This is a genomic window from Neolewinella xylanilytica, from assembly GCF_002934605.1.
GTDB classification, from domain to species: Bacteria; Bacteroidota; Bacteroidia; order Chitinophagales; family Saprospiraceae; genus Neolewinella; species Neolewinella xylanilytica.
This window is the reverse complement of record NZ_PTJC01000006.1, coordinates 1,797,118-1,813,664: the sequence shown is the minus strand read 5'-3', so window position 1 is coordinate 1,813,664 and position 16,547 is coordinate 1,797,118. Positions and strand designations below refer to the sequence as shown.

The following is a 16,547-nucleotide window of genomic DNA, read 5'->3' as shown; positions in this document are numbered from 1 at the left end:
CAAAAGCCCCGCCGGCAATTGCCCTATCCGAGCACGGTTCCTTCCGCGACGTCGACCCCCCGGAGAAATTCCTCCACGGCCATGCGCTTCCGCCCCGCTAGCTGGAGTTCGTGGATGTACAAGTAGCCATCCTGGCAGGCGACCTTCAGCTGGGTTTTGCCGTCGGTCACGACGGTGCCCGGTGCTCCTTCGGTGCGCGCAGCTTCCACCCGCGTGCGGATCACTTTCAGCTGCTCGCCCCCGAGGAGCGTCCAGGCGGCGGGCCAGGGGCTCAGGCCACGCACGAAGTTGTGCACCTCCCGGACGGGCCGGTCGAAATCGATGCGCGCCATTTCCCGGTTCAGCTTCGGGGCGGGGGTGGCGGCCGTGTCGTCCTGTTTACGTAGTTCGTAGTCGCCGGCTTCGATCTGGCGGACGGTGTCGACGACGAGGTTGGCCCCGTCGTGCATCATGCGGTCGTGGACGTCGCCGGCGGTGTCGTTCTCCCCGATCGGGATACGCAGCTGTTGGAGGATGTCGCCTGTATCGATCTCGTGGCGGATGAAAAAGGTCGTGGCGCCGGTCTCCAGCTCCCCCTGGATCACGGCCCAGTTGATGGGGGCGGCCCCGCGGTACTTCGGCAGCAGCGAGCCGTGCAAATTAAAGGTCCCCAACTCGGGCATATCCCACACCGCTTCGGGCAGCATGCGGAAGGCAACGACGATCTGAAGGTCGGCGTTGAGGGCGCGCAGTTCGTTCTGAAAACCGGGGTCCTTCAGGTTTTTGGGTTGCAGGACGGGGATCCCCAGCCGCTGGGCCGCAACTTTTACCGGGGACTCGAGGAGCTGCTTTCCGCCGCGGCCGCCCATTTTATCCGTGGCCGTGACCACGCCCACCACCGGATAACCGGCCTCGACGAGCTTTTCCAGACTGGGAACGGCGAATTCGGGCGTACCCATGAAGACGATGCGAGGCGAAATTTTCATGGGCACAAAGGTAGGAATTGGGCGCCGGGGCGCGGGAGCAATACGGTCAACGTACCTTGCCGTACGTTATGGACGAATTTCACTGGAAGAACGAGGAGGGCCTGCGCATCTACGCCGTCGACTGGCACGTAGACAATCCCCGGGCGATTGTCGGCATCATCCACGGCCTGGGCGAACACTGCCGCCGCTACGAAGGGGTCGCCGAATTCTTCAACGCCCACGGCATGGCGGTTATCGGCTATGACCGTCAGGGGTTCGGGCGCAGCGAAGGCCGGAAGGGCTACGCTAAAAATTACCGCAGCTACCTCGACGGGGTGGCCCAGCTGATGGTCCACTGCGAGCGGCGCTACCCCCACGTGCCGGTCTTCCTCTACGGCCATAGCATGGGCGGTCAGTTGTTGTTGCACTACCTGATCCACCGCAAGCCGGCGATCCGGGGCGCGATCGTTTCGGCCCCCCACATCGCGGAAGCCTTCAAACCCAACCCCCTGGTGGTGGCGGTGGGAAAACTGATGCGCCGCGTCTACCCCACCTTTACCCTGGATAACCAGTTGGACCTGTCGGCCCTGAGTCGGGACCCGGCGGTCATCGAGGCGTACCGGAAAGACGCCTATGTGCACACCCGACTGAGCAGTCAGACGGGTATCGACTTGCTCGACCGCGCGCTATTTCTGCAACGGTACGCCGGCGGGCTACCGGTACCCACCTTGCTCCTGCACGGTAAGGGCGACCGGATCACTTCCCCGGACGCGACCGCTGGCTTCGCCGAACGGAACCCCGGTGGCGTGACGCTGAAAGTTTACCCCGAGGCCTTTCATGAGTTGCACCATGAGCCGATAGCGGCCACCGTGCTGGCTGACGTACTGGATTGGATGGAAGCAGGGCTCGCTGAAAGTGTGGGGAAACCTACCACTCCCTGAAAGAAAGGGGGGGCGGTAATTTGTGAATGATACTCCCACTTTATCCGCAATCTTATCCGGTGGTCGGAACAATGGTGGGCATTCCGGCCGGTAGCTACGTGACTGTGAATATGATACTAGCTCTTTACCGACTTGTTGCCGGTACCCAGCATTTTCACCGACGCGCGCGATTGACCATTCCCTGGAAAGCGAAACCAGGATAGTATGACCTGTCCGAACTTTAAGGCAAACATCGATCAAGAATTGCTTTTCGTGCCTCGGCACGGGCCGGTTTTCTCCTATTCGTTTACATCGGGCTCGCGGAGTGGCTAGTTCTCCGAGCCCGTATGTTTTTCTGCACTATGAAACAGCTTTCGGAGCTGGTAGGGCTACTGGGTGCGGACCACGCGTTATGCACTTGTAACCTCGCCAATCCTTCCGCGCTCACTACCCTTTACGCCTACTTACAGCATACCGAACACCCTTGCGCTGACAGCGCCGCTGCACAACTGGACCTGGAAGCCGGCGATCCGGCATTTCGGAAGGTTAAGCATCGATTAAAGTTGCAGCTGTTTAATGCCCTGACGGCCATTAAACCTACTGAGCGGACGGCGGATCGACGGGAGCGGGCCCACGCTTACGTCTGGAAATTGATCGCGATCGCCAAGCAGTTGCGCACTTCTCTAGCTTCCTCCGTACTGCTACCTTACCTGAAGGAAGCCTTTCGCATCGCCGAGCAGTTCGAGCTGGTCGATGCGGCTTACCAATGCGCGGTGATGCTACGCCGGCAGTACGCCAATCGCCACTTCGATCCGGAGAAGTACGCCCATTACGCGGCGGAAGCGATGCGCTACCAGCAAATATCCCGGTGCTACCAGGATGTCGTTGCCCGCTTCAATTACGTTGCCTACTTGCGCAACACCCATTCAACGGCCGAGGAAATTCAGGAAGCGGCCCGAAGCGCCTACCTGGAGCACCGGCACGCGATCGAGGCTTACGATCTGGCGCTGATTTCCTACATCGTTTACTTGCTCGAACTTAACATCCACCTGGCCGTGCACGACTACGAGGCGGTCATTGAAGTGGCCAACAAGGGATTGCGCTATCTCGATGGAAAGGCGACCGCCCAGCCGATCATGTACCAGGTCTTCGAAGCCAATCTGACCGTAGCCTATACCCAGCTTAACGATTACGAGCGAGGTACGGATTTCGCCCGTCGATTGCTGGAAAAAACGGATCCGTCTGCCTTCAATTACCTCAAGGTTTACGAGCTGCTCCTGCTCCTCGCTTTGCGCGCGGGTAAGTTCCAGGAGGCCTACGACTCCTTCCTGACCATTCGCCCGGATACGCTCACCAAGAATTTGCTGTCCTACTACAACGAAACCTTCCGGATCATCGAAGCCTACCTCTACCTCCTCGTCCGCATGGGTCAGATTCGCACCCACCCCGATGACCGTACCTTCCAGCGGTTCCGGATCAACCGCTTTTTGAACTCTTTCCAATTCGCTAGCGGGGAAAAGAATAGTCGGAACGTTCACCTGTTGATCATTGAAATCATCAATCATGTGCTCCACCGCCGCCACAGCAAAACGGTGTACAGCATCGAGGCAATCAATAAGTACGCCTCCCGCCATCTGAAGGGAAAGAGCTTCGAACGGATCCGCTACTTTCTCAAGGCATTGGCCCAATTGGCTACCCAGCAATTCCACCGCGCCGCTGTAGAGCGACACACGACGCGCTACATCCGCATGATGCGACGCAAACGGATCGAAGACACTAACCTGGATTATTACCTGGAAATCGTACCCTACGAAATGCTGTGGGCACTGATCCTGGACGAGTTGGGATACAAGCGTATTCGCATTCGACAAACGGGGGAGGATAGAAAGTAGGGAAGCCTTTCCAGGCTGCACGCTCAGGTCGCTTAACTACCACGCGCACCGCCTCACCCTGGAAGGGTTCGACCTGGGAGCGTTACCCCTATCCGGCAATATTCCAGGTTCGAGGGCCCTCTGGGCCGAGAGGCCACACACACAACGTCTCACCTTGCAAGGGTTCAACCTGGGAGCGTTACGCCTATACGGCAATATTCCAAGGTCGCGTGCCCTCCGCGCCGAGAGGCACGGACACCGTCCTAACCTGCAAAGGTTCAAGTTGGGAACGCAAGTCAGCGGCCTGATAGATCCAAGGTCGAAGCCCTCCGGGCTGAGATGAGGCGGCACGCAGCAACCTATACTTTGGAAGGGTTGGCCCCAGGACCGGCTGTGCTGATCCCTGGGATTGGGCCCCTCCGGATCCTCGATCGTAACGCCTTACGAGGCTAAAACAACGAGCCCCCGCCGGCTTACAAGCAACGAATTGCTCGACGTCGGCGGGGGCTTGATGGCTACGCCGGCGGCGCAGCCAAAGCTATGCGGAGGAAGAGGGATTCGAACCCCCGGTACCTTTCGGTACGTCGGTTTTCAAGACCGGTGCATTCAACCACTCTGCCATTCCTCCGGAGGGTGATCTATTCGGGCGGCAAAGGTACGGAAGCCGGGGGAAGTTGCCAAGTGCCCTGGTATCGGGGCCGGTAAATTTGCCGAAGGAGAAAGGAAGCAAAGGTAGGGCAATCACCCCCGCACCGCCCTCCCACCCGGGAAACAGTAGGCGGCTTAGTTACGGTCGCCGATGGAGGAAGAGAATATTCCGCTTCCGGTCATCGCACCTGCGCTCCGGCGCCCATATTGCGTGCGGTCGTGTTATCTTTGCCCGAATTTTGAACCACGCACTCCCCCATGCCAAAGGACACTAGCATTAAATCCGTGCTCATCATCGGGTCCGGCCCCATCATTATCGGCCAGGCCTGTGAATTCGATTACTCCGGAACGCAGGCCAGCAGGAGCCTGCGGGAAGAGGGCATCGAGGTCACGATCATCAATCCCAACCCGGCCACGATCATGACCGACCCGATGACGGCCGACCACGTGTATCTGCTGCCGCTGGATATCGAGCACGTAGAGCAGGTCCTGAAGGAGCAACCCCAGATCGACGCGGTGCTGCCCACGATGGGCGGCCAGAGCGCGCTGAACCTGGCCATTGAATGCGGCGAGGTGGGCCTGTGGGACAAATACAACGTCCGCCTCATCGGCGTCGACCTGGAAGCCATCGAGCTCGCAGAGAACCGGGAACTCTTCCGCAAGCACATGGAATCGATCGGGCTCAAGTGCGCCCCGGCCATGATCGCCAACTCCTTCCTGGAGGGCATGGAAGCGGCCCAGGAGATCGGCTTCCCGCTGGTCATCCGGCCCAGCTATACCCTGGGCGGCTTCGGGGGAGGCTTCTGTTTCAACGAAGACGAATACCCCGAAATGCTACGGCGCGGCCTGGACGCCAGCCCCACCCACGAGGTGCTGATCGACAAGGCCGTACTGGGCTGGAAAGAATTCGAGCTGGAGTTGCTGCGGGACGCGGCGGACAACGTCGTCATCATCTGTACGGTCGAGAACTTCGACCCGATGGGCATCCACACCGGCGACTCCATTACCGTTGCGCCGGCTATGACGCTCTCCGACACCGCCTACCAGGATATGCGTAACCAGGCGATCAAGGCCATGCGCTCGATGGGAAATTTCGCCGGTGGGTGCAACATGCAGTTCAGTCAGAATCCGGAAACGGAGGAGCTGATCGTCATCGAAATCAACCCCCGCGTAAGCCGCTCTTCCGCCCTGGCATCCAAGGCCACCGGCTATCCGATCGCCAAGATCGCCGCGAAACTAGCCCTTGGGTACCGCCTCGACGAACTGAAAAACCAGATCACCAAAACGACCTCGGCCTTCTTCGAGCCGACCCTCGACTACGTGATCGTGAAGATTCCGCGCTGGAACTTCAACAAATTTCCCGGTGCGGACCACCGGCTCGGGCTGCAGATGAAATCCGTCGGCGAAGTGATGGGCATCGGTCGAAACTTCCTTGAGGCGCTGCAGAAGGCCTGCCAGTCGCTGGAGAACGGCCGCGCCGGCCTCGGTTCCGATATCAAGGAATGGATCAAGACCGACGATATCCTGGAGCGGCTGGAGAACGTGAGCGACGACCGCCTCTTCCGCCTGAAGGACGCCCTGCGCCTCGGCGTGCCCCGCAAGACCATCCATAAGCTCACCAAGATCGACCCCTGGTTCATCAACCAGATCAAGCGACTCGTCGACTACGACGCGGAAGTATTGAAGTACAACGTGCCGGAAGACCTGCCCGAAGCCCTCTTCCGCGAGCTCAAGGAAGTCGGGTATTCCGATATCCAGATCGCCTACCTGCTGCGGGTAGACGAAGAAGCCGTGACCCAACAACGCTACAAGCTCGGTATCCGCCGCACCTATAAAATGGTCGACACCTGTGCGGCCGAGTTCGAATCCCATACCCCCTACTTCTACTCCACCTTCGACGGGGAAAACGAAAGCGAGGTGTCCGACAGGGAAAAGATCATCGTGCTCGGATCCGGTCCGAACCGAATCGGTCAGGGCATTGAATTCGACTACTGTTGCGTCCACGGACTCAAAGCGGTCCAGGAAGCCGGCTTCGAGGCCATCATGGTCAACTGCAACCCGGAAACGGTGTCCACCGACTTCGACACGGCGGATAAACTCTACTTCGAACCGGTCTTCTGGGAACACCTTTGGGAGATCATCGAACTCGAAAAGCCGGTGGGTATCATCGTACAGTTGGGCGGCCAAACGGCCCTTAAGCTCGCCGAGGAGCTCACTAATCGCGGCATCAACATCGTCGGATCCAAATACGACGCCCTGGACCTGGCCGAGGACCGCGGCCGCTTCTCCACCCTGCTGAAGGAACTGGATATCCCCTACCCCGACTTCGGCACCGCCAAGGACGCCGACCAGGCGCTCGAAGTAGCTAACCGGGTGAAGTACCCCGTACTGGTGCGCCCGAGCTACGTACTCGGCGGGCAGGACATGCGGATCGTCATCAACGACGCCGAGCTGGAGCGCCACCTGCTTTCCATCTTCAAGAAAGCGCCGGACGACGAGGTACTGGTCGACCACTTCCTCGACCGCGCAAAGGAAGCGGAGATCGACGCCATCTGCGACGGTGACGAAGTGCACATCATGGGCATCATGGAGCACATCGAGCCGGCGGGGATTCACTCCGGTGACTCCTGCGCGGTGCTACCCACCTATTCGCTGAGTGTGTCGGCGGTGAACCTGATGCGGGAATACGCCGAAAAGCTGGCTTTCGCCCTCAAGATCAAGGGGCTGCTAAACGTTCAGTTCGCCATCAGAACCGACAAGGTGACCGGTGAGGAGATCGTCTACGTGATCGAAGCCAACCCACGCGCCTCCCGCACCACCCCCTTCATCGCCAAGGCCTACAAGGTTCCCTACCTCAACATCGCCACGAAGGTGATGCTGGGCACGCACAAACTGAAGGATTTCGACATCAATCCCCAGCCCAGCGGCTACGCGATCAAGGTGCCGGTATTCAGCTTTAACAAGTTCCCGAACGTAGACAAGCAGCTCGGCCCCGAGATGAAATCTACGGGCGAAGCCATCCGCTTCGTGGTGGATATGACCGATCCCTTCTTCCGGGAATTGGACCGGAATCGGAGCCAGTATTTGACCCGGTAGGGCTTCACCAGGCCTAGCGAAGGAACGCTGACAATGCCTAGTGCTTCAAGACCGAAATAAGCTGCACCTTGACTTGCCATCGCGGCGCTGCAGTTCGCTTCGCGGCTGCCTCCGGCGGTCCCGGCCAAATATTTACCGTAGCTATGGCTATGGTGAACTTTTGTCCACTCGTTCAGCACCACGCTATCGGCGTCAAGCTATTGCTTAGTTCAATCCTGAAGCACTAGTCTGCCCGACTGGGTGCGGCACTTCCCCGTCGGAATTGGCCACATTGGTTAACTTGTGGTATGACAACGTTCGGAAATAGCACCGTAACCTACGAATCGATGGACTTTACCGTCGAGCGGTACCACGCTATGGTTCGTTCGGCGGTGATCGGTCCGGAAGACAGGGTCGAGTTATTGCGGGGTAAAATTGTACCGATGAGTCCGGTGGGTAGGTTGCACGCCGCCTGTGTGCTAGGGTTTCAGGAAATTCTTTATGCCAGACATCTCGGTCAGCTGACGATCCGGACACAGGATCCGATCACCATTCTGCCGCTCTCCGAGCCTGAGCCGGATGTAGTCGTCGCTCGCTACGATGCGCAACGGTACGCCTCCGGGCATCCCACCCCGGAGGATATCCATCTGGTGGTTGAAATCAGTGACTCCACCCTCGAGAAGGACCGTAGCTATAAATTCGGCATCTACGCCGACGGCCAGATACCGGAATACTGGATTGTGAATCTGGTGGAACGGCAGTTCGAAGTGTACACGGTTCCCATCCCCGGCAGTGGGTATACCAAAAAAGCAGTTTACCTGGAAGGGGAATTATTTACGCATGCGCTGCTGGGAGAAATCCGTCTGAGCGATTTTTTTCCACCCCCCATTATCGTATCCCGGGTCTAGTGCCCCGCCGCCTGCCCGTCCTTCCGGCTCTCGGATGCACCGTGGTAAACGCCGTTTACCTAGTCGGGGAGTAGCGGCGACTTCAGTCGCCAGGCTGCCCGGTATACCTGCAGCTAGCCGGCTGAAGCCGGCGCTACTAGTAGCCCGCTGCCTGCCCGTCCTTCCGGCTCTCCGAGGCACCGTGGTAAACACCGTTTACCGGGTCGGGGAGTAGCGGCGACTTCAGTCGCCAGGCTGCCCGGTATACCTGCAGCTAGCCGGCTGAAGCCGGCGCTACTAGTAGCCCGCTGCCTGCCCGTCCTTCCGGCTCTCCGGGGCACCGTGGTAAACACCGTTTACAGGGTCGGGGAGTAGCGGCGACTTCAGTCGCCAGGCTGCCCGGTATACCCGCAGCTAGCCGGCTGAAGCCGGCGCTACTAATAGCCCGCCGCCTGCCCGTCCTTCCGGCTTTCGGATGCGCCGTGGTAGACGCCGTTTTCCGGATCGCGCAGAATTGCCTGGTACCCACCGTAGCCGTCGCGGGTAAATCCGACGTCATGCCCCCGGTCGATCAGGCCCCGGATCGTCTCGTACGAAATACCCGATTCCACGCGGATCCGTCCCTCGCTGCGCGCATCACCCGTCGGTGACGTACCGCCCGTATGGTCCCAGCGGGTGGCGTCCCCGGCTTCCTGCAGATTCATGCCGAAGTCGATGAGGTTCATCACGATCTGGGTGTGGCCCTGGGGCTGGAAGTCGCCGCCCATGACGCCAAAACTGACCCAGGGCTGACCGTCCTTGCTAATGAAAGCGGGGATGATCGTGTGAAATGGACGCTTGCCCGGTGCGTACGTATTTGCTTTTCCTGCCTCGAGAGTAAATAGCTCGCCACGATCTTGCAACATGAAACCCAGGCCGGGCGGCACCATACCGGAACCCATGCCGCGGTAGTTGCTCTGAATGAGCGAAACCATGTTACCGTCCTTATCGGCGGTGGTCAGGTAGATCGTTTCGCCTGCGCTGATGGCACCGGCGTGGTAGACCGTCGCCCGGTCGCCAATTTGCTTCCGACGTTCCTCCGCGTAGGCTTTACTGATCAATTCCTCGACGGGCACCGTGGCAAAATCCATGTCCGCGTAGTACTGAGCCCGGTCTTCAAAGGCGAGCTTCTTCGCCTCGGTGAACAGGTGGAGGTGTTCCGCGCTGCCGAAGGGGATATCGCTAAAGTCGTAGCCCTCCAGGATCGCCAGCATTTGCAGTGCGGCAATGCCCTGTCCGTTCGGAGGGAGCTCCCACACGTCGTAGCCCCGGTAGTTCACCGATACCGGGTCGACCCATTCGGACTCGTGAGCGGCCAGATCGGCTTCGGATAAATAACCTCCCTGCTCCTGGAGGAAGTCGGCGATGGTTTTCGCGATCTCCCCGCGGTAAAAGGCATCGCGGCCGCCGGCGGCGATGCTGCGGTAGGTGGCGGCCAGGTAGGGATTGCGGTAGATTTCTCCCTCCTTCGGCAGCGCTCCCCCGTTCTGTTCGAGGTACGTTTCCCGTATGTTCGGAAAACCGCGCGCGATGTACGCCGGTACGGAGCGCTGCATGTACCAGGCAATCAGCTGCGTCAAGGGAAAGCCTTCCTCCGCGTACGCGATGGCCGGGGCCAATAAGCTGTCCATCGGCAGACTTCCGAAACGCTCGTGGAGGGAAAACCACCCGTCGACCGCGCCCGGCACGCTGACCGGTAGCGGACCCAGGGAGGGAATCTTGTCCAGTTGCTTCGCCTTCAGGTCGGCCAGGGTCATGCCGGCGGGCGACCGGCCGCTGGCATTCAGACCGTAGGCCTGCTGAGTTTCCGCGTCCCAAACAATCGCGAACAGATCGCCCCCCACCCCGCAGCCGGTGGGCTCCATCAGTCCGAGAGCGGCGTTGGCGGCAATGGCCGCGTCGATGGCGTTGCCGCCGTCCTTCAGGATTTGCAATCCGATCTGGGTGGCCAGGGGGTGAGAAGTGGCCACCATCCCCTGGCGGGCGAGCACTTCGGAGCGGGTAACGTCGAGGGAGCCGGTGATGCGATCCTGGGCCATAAGGATGAAATTCGTAAGGAAGCAAACGGACAGTAGGTAAAGCCGGAGTTGCATAGGCAGGTTCTTGGCTCGTAATATATCGAATCCTGACCGGCGTGTGCGGGTGTCAGGCACACCAATTTCCCCATTCGGAGAAGTCGGTATGCCTTACCTTGGCGTAAAGTCGATCGAAAAGCATGAACCGTTACCGCCACCTCTTTCTGCTCGCGCTCCTGAGTTGCCTTACTTCGGGCGCCGGAGCGCAGGAACTGCAATTCGGATTTTCCGTGACCACCCAGGTCGAAAACGGCACGCTCGAGGGGGAATACAGTACCCGTACCGGGGTGCAACGCTACCTGGGCATTCCCTTTGCCGCCCCGCCCACCGGCGAGCTACGGTGGCAACCTCCCCAACCGGCCACCAATTGGGATGGCGTGCGGATGGCCAAGGAGTTCGGTCCGCGGCCCGTACAACGCTACGTTTACGACGACATGCGCTTTCGTTCGCCGTCGGTCAGCGAAGACTGCCTGTACCTCAACGTCTGGACGCCGGCGAAAGCGGGTGAGACCGGCCTGCCCGTCCTCGTCTACTTCTACGGCGGCGGCTTCCAGGCCGGATCGGGCGACGAGCGCCGCTACGACGGGGAAACGTTGGCCCGGGAGGGCGTGGTAGTAGTGACTCCCAACTACCGGCTCAACATCTTCGGCTTCCTGGCCCACCCGGAGCTTTCCGCGGAGTCGGACTACGGTGGTTCGGGCAACTACGGCTTAATGGACCAGGCCGCGGCCATTCAGTGGGTGAAGGACAACATCGAAGCCTTCGGTGGTGACCCCGATAAGATCACCATCGCCGGCGAAAGCGCCGGATCGATGTCGGTGAGCGCCCAGACGGTTTCGCCACTCGCCCGCGACCTGCTGGCCGGCGCGGTAGGGGAAAGCGGCAGTGTTGTCAATCCCCAACGCCCCGTAGTCGCTCTGGAGCAAGGGGAGCAATGGGGCGAACGCTTCCTGGAGGCCAACGACTTCGCCTCCCTCGCCGACCTCCGGGCCGCGTCAACCCGCCGCATTTACGAAGCGTACAATAGCGGTCAGCTAGGCGGCCCGCCGGTGGTCATCGACGGACATTTCTTCACCGAAGACCCTACCGCGACCATGATGAACGGCGATCAGGCGCAGGTGCCCCTGCTGGTTGGCTGGACAAGTACCGAACGCCCCTGGGGACGCTTCCCGGAAACGGAGGAAGCTTTCCGTTCGCTGGTCGCGGAGCAATTTCCGAACCGGGCGGAGGAGCTGCTCGAATTCTATCCGGCGGACCAACCCACCCGCTCCGCCATCGAGCTGGCTTCGGATACCTGGATCGTGCTCGGCACCTGGAACTGGGCGGACCTCCATCGCCGCAACAGCGACCAACCGGTATATCGCTACCGTTTCGACCAAATTCGTCCGCCGCTGAAGGGACAAGAACATCCGATGGAGATGCCGGGTGCCGCCCACGCTACCGATATCGAATATTTCCTGAATACGCTGGACGTTTCCGATGGCTACGACTGGCAGGAAGCCGACCGGAAAACCGCCGAAACCATGCTCACCTATCTCGCCAATTTCGTGAAAACCGGCAATCCCAACGGCGAAGGACTACCGGAATGGCCCGCCCTCAGCGAAGGGGAAACTCCGGAAGTGATGATCCTCGACGCCGACAGCGAAGCCGAACCGTTCCAGGCGGAACCGCGCTACCGCTACCTGACCAAGCTCTATACTGAGTCGCGGAAGTAGCGGGCTGCCGATCCGTCACTTTTGGTCGAAACGTACCCACCGTAAGCGGTCATCGAACAGGTACAGCACGGGGCGGTCATGCTCGGTGGACGTCAGGAAGGTATATCCCCTGGTAACCCACATCCGCTCCGTGAAGGGTTCTACTACTAACGAATCTCCTCCAAGGACCATCGTGCGGTCGCCAGGCCCGAAGGACACGGTCAGTTCGACCCCCGTTTCTGTATTGTGGAAAGAGCCGGAAACATCAGCTCCTGGTATAGTCGTTTCCTCTACCGGCGGATCGGCTTTGGAAAGGGAGTACGGGGCATGGATCGGGTGATACAGCGTAATTCGGTCGCTGCCGTCCGGGCCGCGGTCGAAAGTCTGGTAAAAAGTGGTATCGGTAATTTCGCGATAGATCCCCTCGTCCACTGGTTCTACCCTTATATCCGACCGGCCGTACCGGTGGAGGATGAGGGTGTCACCGTTTTCCGCTTCGATCCGGATCGCGTAGCCTTCCGTAGCACCGTAGATGCCCACGGGGGCCACGTTCGCATCGGGGTGAAAATTTGGTTCGGGAACGGATGGGTACCGTTCCCGCTTCAGGATGCCCGCCAACAATACATCGGCCACGTCGCGGGCGAGATCGTAACTAAAGAACTTCCCGCTGTTGTTTGTCACCACAATGGCGAGATCGAACTCCGGAAAGCGCAATACCGACGCTTTCCAGGCCCCCGTGCTACCGTTGTGAAAGCTGATCGGTTGGCCGCGATAATCCCCGTACTCGACGCCAAAGCCATAGGCACCGGGATTCGGCCACGGGAGTCCCTGACTCCTGATAACCGCCCTAGCGAGCGTAGAATCGACCGCGTCCGGCCGGGTGCGCAGTTGCTCGTAGTGGAGCTGATCGCCTAGTGTGGTGAAGAGCGCGCCGTCACCGTGCAGATCGCTGAGCCATTCGTACGTCTGCCAGGTATCGAAATTGAAATAAGGTCGGGCCAACTGGGGGACCGGTAGGCGGTGATCGGCTAAAAAAGTGGTTTGCCGCATCCCCAGGTCGGAGAAGAGCCGGTCGGCGTAGTTGGTAAATGACACGCCGGTTATCGCTTCCACCAGCTTAGTAAGCAGCAGGTAGTTCGAGTTGCTATAGAGGTAGTGGCTCCCAGGATCGAAATTCAGATCGGTTTGCTTTAGCAGGAGTTGGTATGCGTCCTCGTTGGATAGCGTCTCTTTCCACCAGGTGATGCCCTGCAGCGACCAGAGATTGTATACGTCGCGGATCCCGCTGGTGTGGGTGACCAGGTGCTCGATCCGGATAGCTGAATCTATGCCGGGTAATACATCGGGGAGGTAGCGCCGGATATCGTCCTGCAAATCCAGTTTCCCTTCCTCCGCCAGCCGCAGCACGCAGAGGGCGGTGAACTGCTTGGCGTTGGAGGCGACGTTGAAGCGGGTAGCCGGGCCGATGGGGGCTTCCGTTTCCAGATCGGCCAATCCTACGTAGGCTTCGAAAATCACTTCGCCCCGATGCACGACACCCAGCGCGCCGCCGGGCCCACCCTCCGGGACATCAGCCTGCAACAACGTCCGGAGGGAATCCTGCCAGCCGGTTGGAAAGGTATTCGGCTGACCGATAAGGGCCACCGGGAAGCACAGCAAAAGGAGTCGGAGCATGGGTCTGTTCTTAATTGGCTGCAAGTACCCGGAATTCCACGGTTCCTGCGCCCCGTCGCACGATTTGGCACTACTTTTTTGCCAGGGATGCCACGTATTGTCGGGGCGTTTGGCCGGTCTCACGCTTGAAGACGCGGTTGAAGGTGGTTTTTGAATTGAACCCGGCCTCCAGCGCCAGTGCCAGCAGGGTACGTTGGCGGTGCTCCCCCCGGTCGATGGCACGGCTGACCGCGCGGATGCGGTACCGATTGATGAAGTCATTGAAATTGCAGGCAAATTCCCGGTTGATCACGGCCGACGTCTGCCGGCGGGTCAGGCCGAGCTGTTGCGCCAGGTCGGTCAGATTGAGTTGAGCGTTCCGATGGGGCTGCTGCTCGTCCATTAGCGTGGTCAGACGGATCTTCCAGTCCGCCAGGTCAGCCGCGTCCATTTCGGGATAGGGGGTCTCCTTTTCGGTCTCAGGCGGCTCCGGCCCGGGTAGTTCGGGCACGGCTAAATGTCCGCTCGCTTCGCGCCGGATGGCTTCGGTATAGCCGGCTACCGCGACCATCATGCTGACGGCACCGAAGGCCAGGTAATACCAGAACTTCTGCCCGAAACTCCCGAAGTCGGGATAGGCGATCAGGAAAGTGAGCCGTAGCCCGACCAGTAGCAACAGCAGGAGCAAATACCTCCTTACCCAACGATAGGTAATGGCGTCGGAGTAGCTCACCTCCGAGACGATGTCGCGGCGATAACGATGGTAGCGCCGTATGGACAGTAGGGTGTAGATCAGCAAACTGGCAAAGCCCACCGTCTGATACCAGGGGTCCAGGTCCCGGTCCCGACCGTCCCCGTAAAAGGAATAACTCCCCGCGGCGAAAGCATCCCACAGGAACATGACCAGGCTGTACAGCAGGTATACTAAAGCCGGCAGAAAGTGCCACCACCCCCGCCCCCGGGTGCGATGACCGGGATTCAGCAGCGCACGTACGTAGGCGTAGACGCAGGGACCGATCAACAGCAACTGCTGGAAGGGAACGTAGAAGAGCAACTCGCGGTAGCCGTCGCGGCCGTACCAACCCAGATGTCCGGCCGCCCAGGGTACGAGGTAAAGGGTAGATAACAACAGGATAAGGGCCAGCCACCCGGCCGCCGGGCGAGGGGTTAGCAAGGAATGCCGGAGTAGCAACAATCCAAACAACAGGCAGAAGGCCATTTCGGCCAGCAGCAGGGCGGATTGAAGAGGGAGGGAAAGGAGCGAAAGATCCACCTGGTCGGGGGGCAAGCTTATGGCAGGATTACCGCTGCAAAATATACATGATCCGACAAGGTTACCGCGTGCCGGAAGCGGGCATTAGCTGTCTATCACGCCGCGCTGTTGCGGTGGTGCTTCCCCTAAATTTTGTTGTTATGCAGTATTTTAAATTGATCGGCTACGCCCTGCTGGCGGCCCTGTACTTCACGTCCTGCGACGGAATTTCGGACGACGATGAGGTTGATGAGAATGGCTTGATCCCCGATGTAAGACAATTCGTTTCAGATGCAGTCATCGACGGACTAAAGGAACTCGGACATCCCATTTACGGGGGTGTTCATCCACCGGACATCACCGGGACGTTTGACATGGCACCAAGATTCATCACCGGCTCCAACCTTCCAGGTGATACGGTACCCATGGGTACGGAGGCAGTACCGATTACCGCAATTTTCGCCGACACCACCGAGAACTTGAATATTGACTTTAGCTATCACCTGCCCGGTGGCCAAGTCATTCCCGCCAGTTACAGTGTTATCGTGGGAAGTGACTGTAAATTCACCGTATTCAGCGTGTTTGACCTTTATAGCAATTCCGGTTATCTTAACTCCGACCTAATGGTGACCTCCGGTTGCCTTACCGAAGAAGGAATTGAGGATGCGGTGGTATCCTACGTACTACTGGATGATCCAAACCAGCGATATAACGGTGAACGGTTACCCGGACAGGGTCGAATCATAACTGAAGGCGACGGTCTAGCCGAGCGCCAGTAGCCTACTCTACCATAGCGTACACCAGTTTCCGGATACAAACATCCTGGTAATTCATCTTGCGCCCCGTGGCCGCCGTAGCCCCCCAGTATACCTTGCTGTTTCCGCCGAAGATATCGTTGATGATATCGCCGGTGTAGGTGGCTACGGTTTGGCCGTCGAGCGATACCTGCAGGGTTTGGTTGCCGGGGTTCCAGGCGATGGTGAGGGGCCGTTTGGCGCCATTCTCCAAGTTAGGCAGGTCGATCGGGCCCACCATGCTCCGCGCGTGGTGGGCCTGTCCGTGGGGCATAATCGCCACGTGGTCGGCGCTGGGGTCACCCAGGTGGTAATTCTGGTAGGTATCGAATTCAATGCCAAGGGATGGATAGAGGCCGGCGAAGCCCATGCCCTCGCCGCGGTAACCGGTCTGCATGGTAGGGTGAAAGACGAAAACGATGCCGTCGGCGCCGAGCTCGTCGTTTTCGCCCAGGACGAGGTCGACGGTAAGTTCGAAGGGGTACTCCAGGTCCATCGGGTTCTGAAACCAGGCCGAGCCGCTGACGTAAGGCGTTTCCGGCGTTAGCCGGATACACTCCTCGTTGAGAATTTCCGCGCTCCCGCCCAGCCTAAATTCCTTCACGCTGCTTTGGGCCCTACCGATCTGCCCGATGGACAAAGCAATGAGCGTAAGAAGGATCGGTCGGAGCGGAATGGACATAGACGCTTAGTTT

11 protein-coding genes and 1 tRNA gene are annotated in these 16,547 nt (G+C 59.5%); 6 read left to right on the top strand and 6 right to left on the bottom strand.

The window, feature by feature from the left end; all coding sequences use genetic code 11:
• Positions 1-23: 23 nt before the first annotated feature.
• A complete protein-coding gene (fmt, locus tag CLV84_RS16780; protein ID WP_245911540.1) occupies positions 24-965 on the bottom strand; it encodes a methionyl-tRNA formyltransferase in 942 nt (313 codons plus the stop codon).
• Positions 966-1,033: 68 nt separating this feature from the next.
• On the opposite strand from fmt, the gene CLV84_RS16775 reads away from it, so the two are divergent.
• Together CLV84_RS16775 and CLV84_RS16770 are read left to right on the top strand one after the other, a co-directional pair.
• The gene (locus tag CLV84_RS16775; RefSeq protein ID WP_104420908.1) at positions 1,034-1,885 is read left to right on the top strand and encodes an alpha/beta hydrolase; all 852 of its coding nucleotides are present in this window, start codon (positions 1,034-1,036) and stop codon (positions 1,883-1,885) included.
• 341 nt (positions 1,886-2,226) lie between these two features.
• Entirely contained in the window at positions 2,227-3,756 is a 1,530-nt protein-coding gene (locus tag CLV84_RS16770) for a hypothetical protein (RefSeq protein ID WP_104420907.1), read from the top strand.
• A gap of 522 nt (positions 3,757-4,278) precedes the next feature.
• On the opposite strand, the gene CLV84_RS16765 is transcribed toward CLV84_RS16770, so the two are convergent.
• Positions 4,279-4,363, bottom strand: a tRNA-Ser gene (locus CLV84_RS16765).
• A 278-nt stretch (positions 4,364-4,641) separates the two neighbouring features.
• Here CLV84_RS16765 and carB point away from each other — a divergent pair.
• Both carB and CLV84_RS16755 read left to right on the top strand, forming a co-directional pair.
• The gene (gene carB / locus CLV84_RS16760) at positions 4,642-7,479 is read left to right on the top strand and encodes a carbamoyl-phosphate synthase large subunit (protein WP_104420906.1); all 2,838 of its coding nucleotides are present in this window, start codon (positions 4,642-4,644) and stop codon (positions 7,477-7,479) included.
• 287 nt (positions 7,480-7,766) lie between these two features.
• Positions 7,767-8,366, top strand: a complete 600-nt coding sequence (locus tag CLV84_RS16755) for a Uma2 family endonuclease (RefSeq protein WP_104420905.1) — start codon at positions 7,767-7,769, stop codon at positions 8,364-8,366.
• 416 nt (positions 8,367-8,782) lie between these two features.
• Here the strand turns inward: CLV84_RS16755 and ggt are convergent, their stop codons facing one another.
• Entirely contained in the window at positions 8,783-10,477 is a 1,695-nt protein-coding gene (gene ggt, locus CLV84_RS16750) for a gamma-glutamyltransferase (RefSeq protein WP_104420904.1), read from the bottom strand.
• Positions 10,478-10,599: 122 nt separating this feature from the next.
• Between ggt and CLV84_RS16745 the strand changes: the two genes are divergently transcribed.
• Complete coding sequence (locus CLV84_RS16745) at positions 10,600-12,174, top strand: carboxylesterase/lipase family protein (RefSeq protein WP_104420903.1); 1,575 nt, start codon at positions 10,600-10,602, stop codon at positions 12,172-12,174.
• A 15-nt stretch (positions 12,175-12,189) separates the two neighbouring features.
• On the opposite strand, the gene CLV84_RS16740 is transcribed toward CLV84_RS16745, so the two are convergent.
• Both CLV84_RS16740 and CLV84_RS16735 read right to left on the bottom strand, forming a co-directional pair.
• The gene (locus CLV84_RS16740) at positions 12,190-13,827 is read right to left on the bottom strand and encodes a serine hydrolase domain-containing protein (RefSeq protein WP_104420902.1); all 1,638 of its coding nucleotides are present in this window, start codon (positions 13,825-13,827) and stop codon (positions 12,190-12,192) included.
• A gap of 70 nt (positions 13,828-13,897) precedes the next feature.
• Entirely contained in the window at positions 13,898-15,094 is a 1,197-nt protein-coding gene (locus CLV84_RS16735; RefSeq protein ID WP_104420901.1) for a helix-turn-helix domain-containing protein, read from the bottom strand.
• A 32-nt stretch (positions 15,095-15,126) separates the two neighbouring features.
• Here CLV84_RS16735 and CLV84_RS16730 point away from each other — a divergent pair, with 32 nt between their 5' ends.
• Positions 15,127-15,837 (top strand): hypothetical protein, encoded by a 711-nt coding sequence (locus CLV84_RS16730; protein ID WP_146088842.1) that lies wholly within the window; start codon positions 15,127-15,129, stop codon positions 15,835-15,837.
• 1 nt (position 15,838) lies between these two features.
• Here CLV84_RS16730 and CLV84_RS16725 read toward each other — a convergent pair whose 3' ends face one another.
• Positions 15,839-16,534, bottom strand: a complete 696-nt coding sequence (locus tag CLV84_RS16725) for an L-type lectin-domain containing protein (protein ID WP_104420899.1) — start codon at positions 16,532-16,534, stop codon at positions 15,839-15,841.
• Between the last annotated feature and the right edge of the window lie 13 nt (positions 16,535-16,547).

Bases quoted from the DNA above. Each gene is read 5' to 3' on its own strand.
- CLV84_RS16730 (WP_146088842.1), top strand. From the start codon at position 15,127: ATGATCCGACAAGGTTACCGCGTGCCGGAAGCGGGCATTAGCTGTCTA.
- CLV84_RS16740 (WP_104420902.1), bottom strand. From the start codon at position 13,827: ATGCTCCGACTCCTTTTGCTGTGCTTCCCGGTGGCCCTTATCGGTCAG.
- CLV84_RS16770 (WP_104420907.1), top strand. From the start codon at position 2,227: ATGAAACAGCTTTCGGAGCTGGTAGGGCTACTGGGTGCGGACCACGCG.
- CLV84_RS16745 (WP_104420903.1), top strand. From the start codon at position 10,600: ATGAACCGTTACCGCCACCTCTTTCTGCTCGCGCTCCTGAGTTGCCTT.
- CLV84_RS16725 (WP_104420899.1), bottom strand. From the start codon at position 16,534: ATGTCCATTCCGCTCCGACCGATCCTTCTTACGCTCATTGCTTTGTCC.
- CLV84_RS16755 (WP_104420905.1), top strand. From the start codon at position 7,767: ATGACAACGTTCGGAAATAGCACCGTAACCTACGAATCGATGGACTTT.
- ggt (WP_104420904.1), bottom strand. From the start codon at position 10,477: ATGCAACTCCGGCTTTACCTACTGTCCGTTTGCTTCCTTACGAATTTC.
- CLV84_RS16775 (WP_104420908.1), top strand. From the start codon at position 1,034: ATGGACGAATTTCACTGGAAGAACGAGGAGGGCCTGCGCATCTACGCC.
- fmt (WP_245911540.1), bottom strand. From the start codon at position 965: ATGAAAATTTCGCCTCGCATCGTCTTCATGGGTACGCCCGAATTCGCC.
- carB (WP_104420906.1), top strand. From the start codon at position 4,642: ATGCCAAAGGACACTAGCATTAAATCCGTGCTCATCATCGGGTCCGGC.